Raw genomic sequence first — 15,958 nt, forward strand, 5'->3', positions numbered from 1 at the left:
GGCGAGGGGCCGGCACGCGGTTGCGCCCCGCGTGACGGCAGGCGGGCGCGGCCCGAGGCAGCACCACCTTGGCGGATGTGGCACCGCGCCAGGGGTGAGGCACAACCCCCGTGCCCGTGGCGGGGCGTCTCGGATCGGCACCGGCCCGAAGCGCCTCTCTGACCCCGGAGGAACACCATGACAAGATCCGTCCGTCGATGGCTGGCATCCGTGGCAGGCCTGGTCATCGCCCTCCCGATCCTGGCCGCCGCACCGGCTCATGCCGAGCCGCCGAATCCCGACACGCTGATCACCACCGAGAACGGCCCGGAGGCGCTGCGCTCGGACGTGCGCAAACCCGGTTCGTACCGTGTGCTGGTCTTCACGAAGACGACCGGGGAGCGCCGCGCGTCGATCCCGGCCGCGGTCGCCGCTATCCGGCTGATGGGCGTGGCCAACGGCTTCCGGGTGGACGAGACCGCGAACGCGGGTGCGTTCACCGCCGCGAACCTCGGAAGATACCGCGCGGTGGTCTTCCTGAACACCACCGGCGACGTGCTGAACGACGCCCAGCAGTCCGCGTTCGAGCGGTACTTCACGAACGGCGGCGGCTACCTCGGCGTGCACGCGGCCGCGGAGACCGAGCCGGACTGGGACTTCTACCGCGACCTGGTCGGCAGCTCCGTGTCCGGGAAGCTCCCGGTGGAGGACGCCACGATCGACGTGGCGGACCGGGCGCACCCGTCCACCGAGCGGATCGCGCGCAAGCTGACGCTGTCCGAGGAGTGGTACAACTTCGCCACCAACGTGCGCGGCACCGCGCACGTGCTGGCCACACTGGACGAGTCCACGGTCACCGGCGGGACCATGGGGCACGACCACCCGGTCTCCTGGTGCCGTGACTACCAGGGTGGGCGCACGTTCTACACCGGGCTCGGCCACTCCACCCGGTCGTACCTGGACTCGTCGTTCCGGCGGCACCTGCTCGGCGGCCTGCAGTGGGCGGCCGGGGTGGTCGAGGGCGACTGCGGCGCGACCGTGGTCCGCAACTACGAGAAGGTCGTGCTGAACGACGAGCCCGGCGAGCCGATGTCGCTCGCGGTGCTGCCGGACGGCCGGGTGCTGCACAACACGCGCAACGGCCAGATCAGGCTGTACGACCCGGCGAGCGGCGCCAGCCCGGTGATCAACACGCTCGAGGTCTACCAGCACGACGAGGACGGGCTGCAGTCGGTCGCGCTGGACCCGCAGTTCGCCACCAACAAATGGGTCTACATCTACTATGCGCCCCGGCTGACCACGCCCACCACGGACGCGCCGGCCACCAGTCCCGATCCGTCGGTGTGGGACGCGTACAAGGGCTACAACCAGCTGTCCCGGGTCAAGTTCGCCGAGACGCCCACGCCGCATCTGGACATGAGCACGGAACAGCAGATCATGCGGGTCGACGTGGACCGCGGCGTCTGCTGCCACGTGGCCGGCGAGATCAAGTTCGACGGCAACGGCCTGCTCTACCTGGTCACCGGCGACGACACGAACGCGGGCGGCTCGGACGGCTACACGCCGATCAACGAGTCGCCGACCCAGGGGCCGGGCTACGACGCGCAGCGCTCCTCGGGCAACACCAACGACCTGCGCGGCAAGGTGCTGCGGATCCGGGTCAACGCGGACGGCAGCTACGGCATCCCGGCCGGGAACCTGTTCGACGAGCGGCGGGACACGGCCGGGAGGACGCGGCCGGAGATCTTCCTGATGGGGCTGCGCAACCCGTTCCGGTTCGACGTGGACAAGCGCGGGTACGTGTACATCGGCGACTACTCGCCGGACTCGCAGGTGCCGTCCGCGACCCGCGGGCCGGAGGGGACCGGGCGCTGGCTCGCCACGAACAAGGCCGGCAACTACGGCTGGCCGTACTGCTACTCGCCCACGCTGCCGTACATCGACTACGACTTCGTCACCAAGCAGTCGAAGGGCGCGTTCAACTGTGCGGCCCCGGTCAACGACTCGCCGCGCAACACCGGCCTGACCACGCTGCCCCCGGTCGCGCAGCCGGACTTCTGGTACACGTTCCAGGGCCGTACCCCGTGCGCCGGATCGTATCTGTCGACCCCGCCGACCACGTGCGGCTTCACCTGGCCGGTGATCGGCACCGGTGGTGTCGGGCCGATGGGCGGGCCGATCTACGAGTACGACTCCCGCTCCACGTCGGCGTCGAAGTTCCCGGAGTACTACGACAACGCCGTGGTCTTCGGCGAGTTCACCCGCGACAAGATCTTCATGATGCGGACCGACGGCAACGGCAACCTGACCGGCGTCGAGCAGCTCCTGCCCGGCGTGGTCTTCGACAACCCGATGGACATGGAGTTCGGCCCGGACGGCAGCCTCTACGTCCTCGAGTACGGCGACGGCTTCTTCCGGGCGAACCCGGACGCGGCGCTGTCCGTCATCCGCTACGCCAAGGGCACCCGCGCCCCGGTCGCCGCGCTCGAGGCCACGCCGGACAACGGACCGGCACCGCTGACCGTGCAGTTCTCCTCCGAGGGCACCTACGACCCGGACCCGGGCGAGTCCATCTCGTACGCCTGGGACTTCACCTCGGACGGCACGGTCGACTCCGCCGACCCGAACCCGGCGTTCACCTACACCGCCAACGGCGTCTACACCGCGCGCCTCACGGTGACCGACTCCAGCGGCAAGACCGCACAGCTCACCCACCAGATCGTGGTCGGCAACACCCGGCCCACGGTCACGGTCACGTCGCCGATCTCCGGCACGTTCTTCAACTGGGGCGACACGGTCCCGTGGACCGTCTCCGTCACCGACCCGGAGGACGGGCCGATCGACTGCTCCCGGGTCACGGTCTCGTTCGTGCTCGGCCACGACACGCACGGCCACGGCATGAGCGACGCCAACGGCTGCTCCGGATCGTTCGTCTCCCCGGCGGACGGCGCGGACCACGCCGGCGGCTACCTCTACGGCGCGGTCAGCGCACGCTACACCGACCTGGGCGCGAACGGCCAGCCGGCGCTGGAGGACGTCGACCAGGTGGTGCTGCAGACGTGGCGCCAGCAGGCCGAGTTCGCGCAGCAGCAGCTCGGCGTGACCACGGCGAACACGAACGACACCGGCGGGGGCACCCACCTCACCGGCTTCGACCCGAACGAGTACGTCGCGTTCGACCCGATCAACCTGGGCGGCGTCGGCACGGTCACGCTCCGGTACGCGGGCGGCACCGCCGCCACCGCCGGGCAGCCCCGCGCCACCGTGACGCTACGGCTCGACGCACCCGACGGCCCGATCGTCGGCAGCGCCACGCTCGCCGCCACCGCCTCCAACACCACCTGGGCGTCGCAGACCGTCGCGGTCTCCGCGGCACCCGGGACCCACCGGCTCTACCTGGTCGCCGGTGGCGTCGAGGGCGGGCCCACCACCGGCCTGTTCAACCTGAACTGGGTCGAGTTCGCCGCACCGTAACCGGGCCGTATCCACTGCCCACCACGAACCCCCGTCCGTCGCGCCGTCCCGGGTCCCCGGGGCGGGCGCCCGACGACCGCCGACTGACGGCGCCACCCCGGGTGGTGCCACCCCGGGAGGCGCGGCGGGCGGGGCCACATCACCATCGGAGGTCGGTCCCAGTGTCCTTCGTCTCCCCCCGTACCGGCGTCTGGCTCATCGGCGCCAGAGGCTCCGTCGCCACCACCGCGATCACCGGCGCGCTCGCCGTCCGGGCCGGCCTGGCCGGCACCGACGGCTGCGTCACCGAGCTGCCCGCGCTGGCCCGGCCCTGGCTCCCGCCCATCCCGTCGCTGGTCTTCGGCGGCCACGACATCACCGACACCCCGCTGCCGAAGAAGGCCGAGGCGCTCGGCGCCGCCGGTGTGCTGCCCGCACACCTGGCCGCCGCGCTGTGCTCCGAACTGTCCGCGGTGGACGCCTCCGTGCTGCCGCTGCCCGCGACCGTGGACGGCATCGCGCGCGACATCGCGCGGTTCCGTGCGGTCAACGACCTCGACCGCGTCGTCGTGATCAACGTGGCGAGCACGGAACCCGTACCCTCTGATGATCTTGAAAGCGCGTCCCTGGACGCGCTGCCGCCGAGCGCGCGTGCCGCGTACGCCGCGTTCCTGGCCGACGCGGCGTTCGTCGACTTCACGCCGTCCACCGGCGCGCGGCTGCCGATGCTGGACGCACTCGCGCGGGACCGCGGCCTGCCCTACGCCGGCAGCGACGGCAAGACCGGCGAGACGCTGGTCAAGTCCGTGCTCGCGCCGATGTTCGCGTCCCGCAACCTGCGCGTACGCAGCTGGTCCGGCCTCAACCTGCTCGGCGGCGGCGACGGCGCCCGGCTGGCCGACCCGGCCGCGAACGCGGCGAAGACCGCCAGCAAGCAGCGCGTCCTCGCGGACACGCTCGGCTACGAACCGCAGGGGACCACGAGGATCGACTACGTGGAGACGCTCGGCGACTTCAAGGCCGCCTGGGATCTGATCAGCTTCAGCGGCTTCCTCGGCACCGGGATGCGGATGGAGTTCACCTGGCACGGCTGCGATTCGGCCCTGGCCGCACCGTTGATCCTGGACCTGGCCCGGCTCACCGCCGCCGCCCACGCCGCCGGGCGCGTGGGTCCGGTGCCGGAGCTGGCGTTCTTCTTCAAGGACCCGATCGGCACGGGGACGGGCGCGCTCGCCGACCAGTGGTCCCTCCTCGTCTCGTTCGTCGAGGACCTTTCCCGATCCCTCCCCGGTACGGCCGAAGCCGCTCCCGGCACGCCCGTACTCCCTCCGGCGGCCCCGTCGGCCCGGGGGCCGGCGCCTGGCGGCGAGGCCGGCGTTCATGTTGATTCTCCGGCTCATGTTGACGACATCCGTCATGTTGATCCGGCTCGTCATGTTGACAGCGCCGGTCGTGTCGACGGTGCCGGCCATGGCGACGGGGGAGTGGCCTGATGGGCGGCCTTGCCGACCTGGCCGAACTCGTGCGTGCCCCGGCCGCGCTGTCCGTGCCGGGCGACCTCGTCGCGGGGGCCAGCGCGGCCGGTGCGATCACGCCCGCGACCGGTGTGCTCTCCGCGGCGTCGGTCTGTTTCTACTGGGCCGGTATGGCCGCGAACGACTGGGCCGACCGGGACCTCGACGCCGTCGAGCGTCCGGAGCGGCCGATCCCGTCCGGCCGGGTGCGGCCGGGCACCGCGTTCGGCCTGGCGGCCGGGCTCACCGGTGCCGGTCTGGCGCTGACCGCCGCGGCCGGTGGCCGTCGCTCGCTCGCGGTCGCACTGCCGCTGGCCGCCACGATCTGGGCGTACGACCTGCGCACCAAGAACACGCCCGCCGGGCCGGCGGTGATGGCCGCGTGCCGTGCTCTCGACGTGCTCCTCGGCGCGACGGCGACGCCCGGCCGGGCAGCGTCCGCGGCCCCAGGAGCGGCCCGGAGATCGCTGTGGCGGGCGCTTCCCGCAGCGGCGGCGGTCGCCGCACACACCTACACGGTCACCGAACTGTCGCGCCGCGAGGTATCCGGCGCCACCCCGGCACTGCCCGCCGCGACACTCGCCGCCACCGGCGTCCTCGGTGCCACGATCGCGGGCTCGGCCGGTCGTGCCGGTCGTGCCGGTCGTGCCGGTCGCGCCGGTCGCCCGGCGCCATCCGCCGGGACCGGCGCCTCCGGTGCGCCGATCGCCGGTTCCGGTGGCCGGCGTGCCGAGCGGCTGGTGGTGCGGACCGCTGTCGTCGGTGCGCTGGTAGGGCAGTATCTGGCCGGGTACGGGTCGGCGCAGGTGCGTGCGCTAACGAGTCCGGCCCCCGGACCGATCCGGGCGGCCGTCGGTGCCGGGATCACCGGGCTCCCGGCGTTGCAGGGGGCGCTGACCGCGCGTGCCGGTGCGACCCTCGCCGGACTGGCCGTCGCCGCGGCGGCGCCGCTCGCCCGCATGCTCGCCCGGAAGGTGTCGCCGACATGAGCCATCAGGATGCTGCGGCCGGGGCGACACCCGCGCCGGGCGGCGTGCCGCCGCGGTTCGGATACGGCACGAACGGGTTCGCGAACCATCGGCTGGCGGATGCGTTACGGGTGATCGCGGACCTCGGCTACGTGGGCGTGGCGCTGACGCTCGACCATGATCACCTCGATCCGTTCGCGCCGGACGTGGCACGCCGGACGGCGGAGACCGCGGACCTGCTGCGCAGTCTCGGGCTCGCGGTCGTCATCGAGACCGGCGCCCGCTATCTGCTGGATCCGCGCCGGAAGCACGCGCCCACGCTGCTGCACGACGACCGCGCGCTGCGCCTGGAGTTCCTGCGCCGGGCGATCGCGATCGGCGCGGATCTCGGCGCGGAGGCGGTCTCGTTCTGGGCCGGGGTGCGGCCGGACGGCGTACCCGCGGATCTGGCCTGGAAACGGCTCGTCGACGGGTGCGCCGAGGCCGGTGCGGCCGCCGGGGACGCCGGGATCCCGCTCGGGTTCGAACCGGAGCCGGGCATGCTGGTCGAGGACATCGCGGGCTGGCACCGGCTGCGGGCCGAACTCGGCGCACCGGCCTGGTTCGGGCTGACGCTCGACATCGGACACTGCCGGTGCCTGGAGCCGACCGGCGTGGCCGAGTGCGTGACCGCGGTCGCTGAGCACCTGGTCAACGTGCAGATCGACGACATGCGCCGGGGCGTGCACGAGCACCTGGAGTTCGGCACCGGCGAGATCGACTTCCCGCCGGTGCTGCGCGCGCTCGCGGACGGCGGCTATCGCGGCCTGGTCGCGGTCGAGCTGCCGCGCCATTCGCACGCCGCGCCGACGGTCGCCGCCTCGTCGCTCGCCTTCCTGCGCGCGGCCGCACCGAATGCACCTAGCTTCCTAGGAAGTGCCAGGCGGGGTGCGGCCGGGCACGGCGCGCAGGCCACGCTCGACGGTGAGGTGCGCATTCCGGAGCGCCCCGCATCGGCGGCCGATGTGTCCGGGACCGGCATACCGGCGGCGGGCGAGTTCACGCCGGGGGGAGCGGCAGCGGTGGGTGGGGGAGAGACCGACGGGAGAGCGTCATGACGACCACGGCGGACGACATCACCATCGAGGTGCTCCGGGGCGCGCTGAGTGACGTGCCGGGGCGGGACTGGCTGGCGGACGCGGAGGCCGCGGTGCGGAAGGAACCCGCCGCGGTCGGGCGGCTCTTCCCGGCCGCCGGTCGCCACACCGGCCGGGAAGAGCTGCCCGGCGTGCCGGGCTGGACCGCCGACGCCGCCGCGCGCGCGGTGCTGCTGGCCACGCTCCTCGGTACGCCAGGCGGCACCGGCGAGGTCGCGGAGCTGTACCGCTATGGCGACTCCCGGGAGAAGCTGGCGATCCTGCACGCGTGCTCGATCCTGCCGGACGCGCCGGACGAGCCGGTGCTCCCGCTGCTGCGCGACGCGCTGCGCACGAACGACACCCGGCTGGTCGCGGCCGCGCTCGGCCCGGTCGCGGATCGCCTGGACGACGACACCTGGCGGCAGGGCGTGCTCAAGTGCGTCTTCATGGGCGTCCCGCTGACCGCGGTGCACGCGCTGCGCGACCGCGCCGACGACGCGCTGGCCGACATGCTCGCGGCGCTGGCCGAGGAACGCGCGGCCGCGGGCCGCGACTTCCCGCCGGACGCGGACGCGCTGCTCACCGAGCTGCGCCGGCGTGGCCCGGTCTCGTCATGACCGGCGGCCACGATACCGGCGGCGACGCCCGCGCCGAGCGCCTGGAACGCCGTTTGCGTGGCCGCGCCGACGTCGGGACGCGCCACGGACACAGCGGCGGGGGCGGCCGGGCGTGCCGCTCACCGCACCTCGGTGACGGCCGGGCGGGTCGCGCGAGCGGCCATGGCGGTGTCGACGGCCCGGCCGGCCGCCGGGACGGCACCGCGCCGGAGACCGGAGCCGGCGGCACGGAAGCGCGTGGCGACAGCGAGAGGGGACGGTAATGCGGATCTTCGACCCGCACATTCACATGACGTCGCGGACGACGGACGACTACGCGGCGATGGCGGCCGCCGGGGTGGTCGCGGTGGTCGAGCCGGCGTTCTGGCTGGGGCAGCCGCGGACCGGGCCGGGCTCGTTCGCGGACTACTTCGACTCGCTGGTCGGCTGGGAGCCGTACCGTGCCTCGCAGTTCGGGGTGCGGCATCATGCGACGATCGCGTTGAACCCGAAGGAGGCCAACGATCCGCGGTGCCGGCCGGTGCTCGATCTGGTGCCACGCTATCTGGCCAAGGACGGCGTGGTCGCGGTCGGTGAGATCGGCTACGACTCGATGACCGCGGACGAGGACGACGCGTTCACCCGGCAGCTGGCGATGGCGGTCGAGTTCGGCCTGCCCGCGCTGGTGCACACGCCGCACCGGGACAAGGCGCGCGGGACCGCGCGCAGCCTGGACGTGGTCGCGGAGTCCGGCATCCGGCCCGAGTACGTGGTGATCGACCACCTGAACGAGGTCACCGTCAAGGCGGTCAAGGACGCGGGCTGCTGGGCCGGCTTCTCCATCTACCCGGACACGAAGATGTCGCCGCCGCGGATGGTGGAGATCCTGAAGGAGTACGGGCTGGACCGCATGCTGGTCAATTCGGCCGCGGACTGGGGGAAGTCCGACCCGCTGCTGACCGTCCGGACCGCGGAGGCGATGCGCGAGGCCGGGTTCACCGAGGATGACGTGGACCGCGTGCTGTGGCGGAACCCGGCCGAGTTCTACGGCCAGTCCGGCCGGCTGGACCTGACGGACCTGAAACCCGCCGACGGTACGTACGAGGGCAGCTCGATCCTGCGGGGAGGCTCCTGACATGCGGCTGCGGCACCCGGACGGTACGACCGTCCACCTCGGATACTGCACGAACGTCCACCCGGCCGAGGACCTGCCCGGCATCGTGGCGCAGTTCGACAGGTACGCGGTCCCGGTCCGCGAACGCCTCGGCGTACCCGTGCTGGGTCTGGGACTGTGGCTCGCGGCACCGGTCGCGGCCGGCCTGGCCGCGGACCGGACGGCCGTGCACCGGCTCCGCGCCGAGCTGGCCGCGCGCGGCCTCGAGGTGGTGACGCTGAACGGCTTCCCCTACCAGGCGTTCCAGGCCCCGGTGGTCAAGCACGCGGTCTACTACCCGGACTGGTCCGAGCCGGAGCGCCTGCGGTACACACTGGACCTGGCCGAGGTGCTGGCGCAGCTGCTGCCGGAGGACGCCCGCCGCGGCTCTATCTCCACGCTGCCGCTGGCCTGGCGCACCCCGTGGGACGCGGGGACACGACGGCGCTGCCGGGCCGCCCTGCGTGCGCTCGCCGACGGACTGGCCGCGCTGGAGCGGCGCTCCGGCCGTACCGTGCGGGTGGCCTTCGAACCTGAACCCGGCTGCGTCATCGAGTCGACCGCGCAGGCGGCCGGCCTGCTGAGCACCGTGGACACCGAGCGGCTCGGCGTGTGCCTCGATCTCGCCCACCTCGCGTGCGCCTGGGAGGAGCCGCGCGACGCGCTGAAGCGGCTGGACGCCGCGGGCGTGCCGGTGGTGAAGGTGCAGGTGTCGGCCGCGCTGGAGAGCGCGGACCCGCGCGCGGACGCGGAGGTGCTGCGGGGCTACGTGGAGCCGCGCTTTCTGCACCAGACGCGCGCGGAGGACGGCGCCGCCACCGACGACCTCGACGAGGCACTGTCCACGATGGGAGCCGGACCGTGGCGGGTGCACTATCACGTGCCGCTGCACGCGGAGCCGATCGCACAGCTGCGCGCGACCACCGGCGTGCTGGCCGACGCGCTGACGGAGATCGTGGGCGGCCCCGCGGCGCGCTGCGACCACCTCGACGTGGAGACGTACACCTGGGGCGTGCTGCCGCCCGCGCGCCGCCCGTCCACACCGGGCGAGCTTGCCGGTGGGATCGCGGCCGAGCTGGCGTACGCGCGGGATCTGCTGACGACGCTGGGACTGACGCACACCGTGGAGGCGACCCGATGACCACCCCACTGCTCGTGCTCGACGTGGTCGGGCTGACGCCGCGCCTGCTGGCGCACATGCCCAGGCTGTCCGCGATCGGGTTCCAGGCCGAGCTGGGCACCGTGCTGCCGGCCGTGACGTGCTCCGCGCAGTCGACGTTCCTGACCGGGCTGCTCCCGTCCGAGCACGGGATCGTGGGCAACGGCTGGTACTTCCGTGACCTCGGCGAGGTCTTCCTGTGGCGGCAGCACAACCGGCTGGTCCAGGGCGAGAAACTCTGGGACGCGGCACGTGCGGCCCGGCCCGGCTACACGGTCGCGAACGTGTGCTGGTGGTACGCGATGGGCGCGGACGTGGACTGGACGGTCACGCCACGCCCGATCTACTACGCCGACGGCCGCAAGGAACCGGACTGCTACACCGCGCCGCCGTCGCTGCACGACGAGCTGACCGGGCGGCTCGGGCCGTTCCCGCTGTTCACCTACTGGGGCCCGAACGCCGGTATCGCGTCGTCCACCTGGATCTGCCGGGCCGCCGAGCAGATCATGGCGGACCACGATCCCGACCTGACGCTGGTCTACGTGCCGCACCTGGACTACGACCTGCAGCGGTTCGGCCCGTCCTCGCCGGAGGCCGCCCGGGCCGCGCGCGCCGTGGACGACATCCTCGCGCCGCTGCTCGACGCGGCGCGGAACCGGGGCGCGACCGTGGTCGCGCTGTCCGAGTACGGGATCACCGACGCGCACCGCCCGATCGACATCAACCGTGTCCTTCGCGCCGAGGGTCTTCTCCACGTTTACACGCAGGACGGCATGGAATATCTCGATCCGTGGACCTCCGCCGCGTTCGCCGTCGCCGACCATCAGATCGCGCACGTCTACGTCCGGGACCCGGCCGACCGTGACCGCGTGCAACGGCTCTGCGCCCGGCTGCCCGGCGTCGACGTGGTGCTCGACGCGGCCGGTAAGCGGGCACACGGTCTGGACCACGAGCGGGCCGGTGACCTGGTGCTGATCGCCGACCCGGACGCCTGGTTCACCTACTACTACTGGCTCGACGACGCCCGCGCGCCCGACTTCGCCCGGCTCGTCGAGATCCACCGCAAGCCCGGCTACGATCCCGCGGAGCTGTTCTTCGACCCGGCCAACCCGGGCGCCGCCAAGCTGCGGGCCGCGAAGGCGTTGCTGCGCAAGAAGACCGGCTTCCGCTACCTGATGAACCCGGTCGGCCTGGACGCCGGTGCGCGCGCGGTCCGTGGCTCGCACGGCCGGCTGCCCGCGGACCCGCAGGACGGCCCGGTGCTGCTCTGCTCCGACCCGGCGCTGGCCCGGGAGCGCGTCGAAGCCGTACAGGTGAAGGATCTGCTGTTGCGCGCGGCCGGTCTCACGCATGACGCTGTGTCCATCGACTAGAGAGGGCCGGGTGATGACGGCGGACGTCGTCGCGAACGCCAGCGGTCTGCGGGAACGCTGCGAGACCACGCTGGCGCACTGGCTGGACCGGCACCGCCCGGCCTGGCCGGACCCGGACGTGTTCGAGACCATGCGCCGGTTCGTGCTGCACGGCGGCAAGCGGCTGCGGCCGATGTTCTGCTACTGGGGCTGGCGCGGCGCGGGCGGCGACGACGGGCCGGACATCGTGTCGGCCGCGGCCGCGCTGGAGCTGTTCCACGCGTTCGCGCTCATTCACGACGACATCATGGACGGCAGCGATCTTCGCCGCGGCGAGCCGTCCGTGCACCGCCGGCTCGCCGACGAGCACCACCGGCGCGGCTGGCGCGGATCGTCCGGCGCGTACGGTGCCGGTGCCGCACTGCTGGTCGGCGATCTGCTCGCCGCGTGGGCCGACGAGCTGTTCAGCGTGGCCGACCGGCATCGCCGCGGCGCCACGTTGTTCGCCCGCATGCGCACCGAGGTGATCGCCGGCCAGTACCTCGACCTGCGCGCCGGTGCCGACGGCGGCTCGGTCGCGGACGCGCTCACCGTGGTCCGGATGAAAGCCGCCCGCTACACCGTGACCCGCCCGCTGCAGATCGGCGCCACGCTGGCCGGGGCCGGCGACGACCTGCTCAGCGCCTACCGCGCGTTCGGCGACCCGCTCGGCGACGCGTTCCAGCTCCGCGACGACGTTCTCGGCGTCTTCGGCGACCCCGCGATCACCGGCAAACCCGCGCTCGACGACCTCCGCGAGGGCAAGCAGACGGTGATGCTCGCGCTCGCCCGCGACCACGCCACCCCGTCCCAGGCCGCCCAGCTCGACCGCCTGATCGGCAACCCCGGGCTGGACACCCCCGGCGCCGCCACGCTCCGCGAGATCATCGTCGACACGGGCGCGCTCGCCCGTACCGAACGCATGATCCAGGTCCGCGCCGAGGCTGCCCACGCCGCGCTGGCCGCCGCACCCATCACGCCGGAGTCAGCCGCGGCCCTCACCGAACTCGCCCACCACGCCATCCACCGCCTGTCCTGACCGAACCCCTGCCCGGGTACGGTCCGCACCCCGCCGCCGGGCTGACCGCCCCCGGCCGGTCGCGCAGCACGAGGTCTTCCCGGCCGGCTGGCGCGTGCTGGTCCGGGTCGACCTCGCCGGTCCGGACCTGCGGATCGCGATCGAGTACGAGGGTGACCACCACCGCGACCCGGCCACGTTCCGCAACGACCTGCTGCGGGCGTGCCGCCTGGAGCAGTCCGGCTGGCTGGTGCTGCGCTTCACCGCGGACGACGTGTACCGGAGGCCGGCCGAGACGGTCCGGGCCGTCGCGACCGCTCGCCACCGGCGGCTCGCCGGATCGGGCGCCGCTCAGGGGGTTGCGGCGGTGCGGGTGAGCTCGACGCCGTAGAAGGTGCCGTGGATGACGAGGGTGTCGTCGCGACATTCGTAGGAGGAGGCGTCGTCGCTGACGGAGAGCGCGCGGGAGTTGTCGAGGTCGCCGTTGACGAGCAGCTTGGAGGTGCCGGTGGCGGCGACGTCGGTGGCGGCGAGCTTGCCGCCGGTGGTGGTGTACCGGCCGGTGACGCGGCCGGTGACGATGTGCTCCCAGAGGTCGTCGCGGACGGTGGCCCTGAACGGGCTGCCGCTGTAGACGATCTCGTAGCTGCCGTCCGGGCGGTACGTGTCGGTGCCGGTGTCGTAGCCGGTGAAGTCGGTCGGCTTGCCGTCGATGGTGTTCTCGATGACGTACTTCTGCTGCTTCCACACGCCGATCACGCACGGGTCCAGACCGGGGCTGATCGACGGGGAGGGGGACGGCCCGGCCAGGAACGGCCAGCGGCCGGTGGTGGCGGCGCGGACCGTGATCGAGGTGGCCACGGCCACGATGAGGACGCTGACGACGGCGATGGCGATCACCAGGCCGCGCCGGGCCGAGACGGCGGGTACGCCGGTGGCCGGTGCGGTACCGCCGGCGCCGGAGACCGGGCCCGGCTGATGTCCGGACGGCAGGGCCGCCCGGGGACCGGGTGTGCCGGCCTGGGCGGTCAGCGGCGCTGCCGCGTGCCCGGATGGCGGGGACGCCGGGTATCCGGCGGGCGGTGCTGCCGGTTGACCGGGCGCGGCTGAGGAACCGGCAGCCGGGGACGGTGGGTGCCCGGGTGCCTGTGGTTGTCCGAGCGGCCGTGGAAATCCGGGCGCCTGCGGATGTCCCAGCGCCTGCGGATATCCCGGCGGCTGAGGATGCGCCTGTGGCCGCCCGGGCGCCGGTGGCTGCGCCTGCCCGGGTGTCCGCGGGTATCCGGGCGTCTGGGGTCCTGGCGTCTGCGGGTGTCCGGGCGGTGGGGCCGAGGCGTGCGGGGCCGGTGAGTGACCGGCCGGCGGCGACACCGGCGAGTGGCTGCTCTGCGGCGGCACCGGCACGGACCGCGCCGGTGGCGTACCCGGTGGATGCCCCGCGGCCTGCTGCCGTGCGCCCGGTGGCTGCCGGGGCGGTGGGGTGACGGCGGCGGGGAGCGAGGCCGGGGTGGTGGCGTAGAGCGCGCCCTCCGCGACCACCAGTTCGGGCTGGTCGAGCAGGGTCGGGCGGACCCCCAGGCTCTGGTAGAGCAGCGCGGCGGTCAGCGGCATGCGGCTCGCGCCGCCGACCAGGAAGACGCCGGCCGGGGTGCCACCGGCGCCGGCCACCACGCGGCGGGTGGCGACCAGCGTGCGCTCCAGGATCGGGCGGGCGGCCTGGTCGAGCTGTTCGCGGCCGAGCGGCACCTCCTCGTCGAAGATCGGCACGTGCAGCACGGTGGAGGTGGCGCGGGACAGAACCTCTTTCGCGGTACGGGCGCCGTCCCACATGGTCCGGGCGGCGCGCCGGTCCGCGCGGGTGGCGGGGGCGGCGAGGCGCTGCCAGGCGGCCGGGTCGCGGGGCGCGAACGTGTGGGCGAGCAGCTCGACGACGGCGGCGTCGACGTCCGCGCCGCCGGTGTCGTCCAGGCCCTCGGAGGCGACCACGCGCAGCCCGTCCGGGTCGGCGCGGACCACGGAGACGTCGAACGTACCGGCGCCGAAGTCGTAGACCACGACCCGGCCGCCGGGCGGGATGCGGGCGGCGGCGCGGTGCACCACGTAACCGGCCGCGGCGACCGGCTCGGGCACCAGTGTGACCTCGGGGAAGACGGTGCGGGCCGCGGACTCCAGGCGTTGCCGGCGCTGCGCGGCCCAGGCGGCCGGGTGGGTGAGCACGACGGTGCCGACCGGGCGGCCGGCGACGCGGCCGGCCTCCGCGGCCACGTGCCCGAGCACGGTGGCGATCACCGACTCGACGGACGGCTGCGCGGTGCCGAGCAGCATCGTCTCCTCGTCGATGTGCCGTTTCGGGTGCGGCTCGTAGCCGGCCGGGTCGGTCTGCGCGGCGTGCTGGGCGTCGCGGCCGACGATCAGGCGGCCGGACGGGTCGGCCCAGACCGCGGACGGCAGCAGCGGAGATCCGTCGAACAGCAACGGCACGGGCGGGCGCCCGCCGACCGCGAGCATTCCCACGGTGTGCGAGGTGCCGAAGTCGATGCCGAGCCGCGCGGCCGCGTTCACATCGGACACGGTACGGCTTGCGCGCCACCCGCGGTGGACGGTCAGCAGCCGTTCGGGTCGATCGCGCGCATGATCCGGCCGGCGATGTCGCCGAGCTGGCGGACCTGGGCCTTGGTGGTCCGGTCGAAGACGAGCCGGCGCACCTCCGCGACGTGGCCGGGCGCGGTCGCGACGACCTTGTCCCAGCCCTCGCCGGTGAGGACCGCCAGCGTGTAGCGCCCGTCGGCCGGGTCGGGCGTCCGCCGTACCCACGCGCGTTTCTCCAGGCGGGACACCGCCTGCGAGAGGCGCGGCAGGGAACCCTCGCAGTGCGCGGCGAGCGTGCTCATCCGCATGGTGCGCTCGGGTGCCTCGGACAGGGCGGCGAGGATCAGGTATTCGAAGTGGCTGATCCCGGCGTCGCGCTGCAGCTGGGCGTCGAGCGCGGCGGGCAGCGCGAACAGCAGCGCGGCCGTCGTCCTCCACGACTCCAGCTCGTCGGCTCCGAGCCAGCGGGGTTCGTCCGTCACCGGCCCAGTATAACTTCACCGTTGAAGTGACCAGAACTTGCATGTTCAAGTCACGGCCGCTACGGTTCGCTTCACCGCTTAACTCATTTCGCGCTTTGGGGAATCATGAACATCGTTCTTTGGGTCATCGCCGCGCTGCTCGCGGCCGCATTTCTGATGGCGGGCGCGATGAAGGTGATCCAGCCGCGGGAGAGGCTGGTCGCGTCCGGCATGGCCTGGGCCGGGGATTTCCCGCCCGCCGTGGTCAAGGCGATCGGTGTGCTGGAGGTGCTGGGCGCGGCCGGGCTGATCCTGCCGGCGGTGACCGGCGTCGCGCCGATCGTAGTGCCGCTCGCCGCCACCGGCCTGGTCCTGATGATGGCCGGCGCGGTGATCGTGCACGTGCGCCGCGGTGAGTTCTCCATGATGGCGCCGAGCGTGGTGCTGCTGATCCTGGCCGCCGTGGTCGCCTGGGGCCGGTTCGGGCCGTACGCGTTCTGACCGGAGGTGGTCACGGTGCCACGACATCGTGACCACTTCTCCGCGAAGTCAGGTATGG

13 protein-coding genes are annotated in these 15,958 nt (G+C 73.4%); 11 read left to right on the forward strand and 2 right to left on the reverse strand.

Annotation, left to right across the window (positions count from 1 at the left end):
* Positions 1-177: 177 nt before the first annotated feature.
* From J2S42_RS40190 to J2S42_RS40235, 10 genes are all read left to right on the forward strand, one after another.
* Positions 178-3,453: a ThuA domain-containing protein gene (locus J2S42_RS40190; RefSeq protein ID WP_307248092.1), complete on the forward strand. Its 3,276-nt coding sequence runs from the start codon at positions 178-180 to the stop codon at positions 3,451-3,453.
* 161 nt (positions 3,454-3,614) lie between these two features.
* Positions 3,615-4,925, forward strand: coding sequence for an inositol-3-phosphate synthase (locus J2S42_RS40195; protein WP_307248094.1), 1,311 nt, complete (start codon positions 3,615-3,617; stop codon positions 4,923-4,925).
* Complete coding sequence (locus tag J2S42_RS40200) at positions 4,925-5,935, forward strand: SCO3242 family prenyltransferase (RefSeq protein WP_307248096.1); 1,011 nt, start codon at positions 4,925-4,927, stop codon at positions 5,933-5,935. Before J2S42_RS40195 ends, J2S42_RS40200 begins: the two co-directional genes overlap by 1 nt.
* The gene (locus J2S42_RS40205) at positions 5,932-7,011 is read left to right on the forward strand and encodes a sugar phosphate isomerase/epimerase family protein (RefSeq protein ID WP_307248098.1); all 1,080 of its coding nucleotides are present in this window, start codon (positions 5,932-5,934) and stop codon (positions 7,009-7,011) included. The genes J2S42_RS40200 and J2S42_RS40205 overlap by 4 nt, the downstream gene beginning before the upstream one ends.
* Positions 7,008-7,649 (forward strand): EboA domain-containing protein, encoded by a 642-nt coding sequence (locus tag J2S42_RS40210; RefSeq protein WP_307248100.1) that lies wholly within the window; start codon positions 7,008-7,010, stop codon positions 7,647-7,649. Before J2S42_RS40205 ends, J2S42_RS40210 begins: the two co-directional genes overlap by 4 nt.
* 262 nt (positions 7,650-7,911) lie before the next feature.
* Positions 7,912-8,763 carry a TatD family hydrolase gene (locus J2S42_RS40215; protein WP_307248102.1) on the forward strand — a complete coding sequence of 284 codons (852 nt, stop codon included), beginning with the start codon at positions 7,912-7,914 and terminating at the stop codon, positions 8,761-8,763.
* A 1-nt stretch (position 8,764) separates the two neighbouring features.
* Positions 8,765-9,922, forward strand: coding sequence for a metabolite traffic protein EboE (gene eboE / locus J2S42_RS40220; RefSeq protein WP_307248104.1), 1,158 nt, complete (start codon positions 8,765-8,767; stop codon positions 9,920-9,922).
* The gene (locus tag J2S42_RS40225; protein ID WP_307248106.1) at positions 9,919-11,313 is read left to right on the forward strand and encodes an alkaline phosphatase family protein; all 1,395 of its coding nucleotides are present in this window, start codon (positions 9,919-9,921) and stop codon (positions 11,311-11,313) included. Before eboE ends, J2S42_RS40225 begins: the two co-directional genes overlap by 4 nt.
* Positions 11,314-11,326: 13 nt before the next feature.
* On the forward strand, positions 11,327-12,370 hold the full coding sequence (locus J2S42_RS40230) for a polyprenyl synthetase family protein (protein WP_307248108.1): 1,044 nt from the start codon (positions 11,327-11,329) through the stop codon (positions 12,368-12,370).
* A gap of 94 nt (positions 12,371-12,464) precedes the next feature.
* Positions 12,465-12,740 (forward strand): endonuclease domain-containing protein, encoded by a 276-nt coding sequence (locus J2S42_RS40235; protein ID WP_307248110.1) that lies wholly within the window; start codon positions 12,465-12,467, stop codon positions 12,738-12,740.
* On the opposite strand, the gene J2S42_RS40240 is transcribed toward J2S42_RS40235, so the two are convergent.
* Both J2S42_RS40240 and J2S42_RS40245 read right to left on the reverse strand, forming a co-directional pair.
* A complete protein-coding gene (locus J2S42_RS40240) occupies positions 12,701-14,911 on the reverse strand; it encodes an Hsp70 family protein (RefSeq protein WP_307248112.1) in 2,211 nt (736 codons plus the stop codon). The two genes, J2S42_RS40235 and J2S42_RS40240, sit on opposite strands and share 40 nt — an antisense overlap.
* Positions 14,912-14,952: 41 nt before the next feature.
* Positions 14,953-15,420, reverse strand: a complete 468-nt coding sequence (locus tag J2S42_RS40245; RefSeq protein ID WP_307248115.1) for a MarR family winged helix-turn-helix transcriptional regulator — start codon at positions 15,418-15,420, stop codon at positions 14,953-14,955.
* Positions 15,421-15,525: 105 nt separating this feature from the next.
* On the opposite strand from J2S42_RS40245, the gene J2S42_RS40250 reads away from it, so the two are divergent.
* Positions 15,526-15,900, forward strand: a complete 375-nt coding sequence (locus J2S42_RS40250) for a DoxX family protein (protein ID WP_307248117.1) — start codon at positions 15,526-15,528, stop codon at positions 15,898-15,900.
* The last annotated feature ends 58 nt before the right edge of the window (positions 15,901-15,958 follow it).

It is taken from the genome of Catenuloplanes indicus (assembly GCF_030813715.1).
Classification (GTDB): Bacteria; Actinomycetota; Actinomycetes; order Mycobacteriales; family Micromonosporaceae; genus Catenuloplanes; species Catenuloplanes indicus.

Coding starts and splice junctions, on each gene's coding strand:
- eboE (WP_307248104.1), top strand. CDS start 8,765: ATGCGGCTGCGGCACCCGGACGGTACGACCGTCCACCTCGGATACTGC.
- J2S42_RS40210 (WP_307248100.1), top strand. CDS start 7,008: ATGACGACCACGGCGGACGACATCACCATCGAGGTGCTCCGGGGCGCG.
- J2S42_RS40250 (WP_307248117.1), top strand. CDS start 15,526: ATGAACATCGTTCTTTGGGTCATCGCCGCGCTGCTCGCGGCCGCATTT.
- J2S42_RS40200 (WP_307248096.1), top strand. CDS start 4,925: ATGGGCGGCCTTGCCGACCTGGCCGAACTCGTGCGTGCCCCGGCCGCG.
- J2S42_RS40190 (WP_307248092.1), top strand. CDS start 178: ATGACAAGATCCGTCCGTCGATGGCTGGCATCCGTGGCAGGCCTGGTC.
- J2S42_RS40215 (WP_307248102.1), top strand. CDS start 7,912: ATGCGGATCTTCGACCCGCACATTCACATGACGTCGCGGACGACGGAC.
- J2S42_RS40205 (WP_307248098.1), top strand. CDS start 5,932: ATGAGCCATCAGGATGCTGCGGCCGGGGCGACACCCGCGCCGGGCGGC.
- J2S42_RS40230 (WP_307248108.1), top strand. CDS start 11,327: ATGACGGCGGACGTCGTCGCGAACGCCAGCGGTCTGCGGGAACGCTGC.
- J2S42_RS40225 (WP_307248106.1), top strand. CDS start 9,919: ATGACCACCCCACTGCTCGTGCTCGACGTGGTCGGGCTGACGCCGCGC.